This window comes from Pseudomonas sp. LAIL14HWK12:I10 (genome assembly GCF_900184205.1).
Classification (GTDB): Bacteria; Pseudomonadota; Gammaproteobacteria; order Pseudomonadales; family Pseudomonadaceae; genus Aquipseudomonas; species Aquipseudomonas kermanshahensis.
Genome location: NZ_FXWU01000032.1, coordinates 1 through 1328, shown reverse-complemented (window position 1 = coordinate 1328; position 1328 = coordinate 1). Strand labels below are relative to the sequence as shown.

General features: G+C 59.1%; 1 protein-coding gene. It reads right to left on the bottom strand.

The genetic code is table 11. The features are described from left to right. A partial coding sequence (locus QOS90_RS27500) for an immunoglobulin-like domain-containing protein (protein WP_349496970.1) occupies positions 1-1328 on the bottom strand: 1328 nt, incomplete at both ends.

Below are 1328 nucleotides of genomic sequence, written 5' to 3'. Positions count from 1 at the left end.
TCGGCGGTGATGGTGACCTTGACCAGATCGCCTTCGTTGCCAGCGCCTGGAGTACCCGAGCCTGGCTCGTCAGTGACAGCAGTGCTGACCGGCGTTTTGTCCAGAACCAGGTTCTCGAACTTGCCAACATCAGCGCCATCCACCGAAGCGATCGACTTGATCACCGCGTCGTTGGTACCGACGTAGACGTTGTCCGGAGCAGCCACGGTGGTGAAACCGATAGTGCTGTTGGCCGGAACCGTGATGACGGTGGTGCCGTCACTCAAGGTGAAAGTCAGCGCCGAATGTTTATCGATCGGCAGGCCGTCTTTGTTGGTCAGCGTAATGGTGTAGGTGATTGCGCCACCTTCGGTAACCGAAGGGGTAGCGGTCAGCTTGGCCACGACGTCATCGGTGGTGTCGGTGACTTTGACCGAGGCCGCATCGCCCAGCTGCAGGTTTTCGAAGGCACGGCCATCGATATCTGCTGCCGACTTCACGCCCAACTCGATTTCACCGGCGTCTTTGTAGACGTCATCGCCCTGCGCGTCGTGGGTGTACGGCGCGCTGGTTTCACCGGCCTTGATGGTGACGGTAGCGTTGTTGCTCAGCGTCACGACCAGGTCGTGGGCCAGGGCAGTGTTGATGTGAACGGTGAAGGTCGGTTTGACGTTCTCAGCAACCGAAACCTGATCGGCGGTGATGGTGACTTTGACCAAATCGCCTTCGTTGCCAGCGCCTGGAGTACCCGAGCCTGGTTCGTCGGTGACAGCAGTGCTGACCGGCGTTTTGTCCAGAACCAGGTTCTCGAACTTGCCGACATCCGCGCCGTCGACGGTGGCGATCGATTTGATCACCGCGTCGTTGGTACCGACGTAGACGTTGTCCGGAGCAGCCACGGTGGTGAAACCGCTGGTGCTGTTGGCCGGCACAGTAATGACGGTGGTGCCGTCGCTCAGCGTGAAAGTCAGCGCCGAATGTTTATCGATCGGCAGACCGTCTTTGTTGGTCAGCGTAATGGTGTAGGTGATCGTACCGCCTTCGGTAACCGAAGGCGTAGCGGTCAGCTTGGCCACCACGTCGTCGGTGGTGTCGGTGACTTTGACCGAAGCAGCATCGCCCAACTGCAGGTTTTCGAAGGCACGGCCGTCAACATCGACGGCGGACTTGATACCCAGCTCGATTTCACCGGCGTCTTTGTAGACGTCATCGCCTTGCGCTTCGTGGGTATACGGCGCGCTGGTTTCGCCAGCCTTGATGGTAACGGTAGCGTTGTTGCTCAGGGTCACGACCAAGTCGTGGGCCAGGGCGGTGTTGATGTGAACGGTGAAGGTCGGTTTGACGTTTTC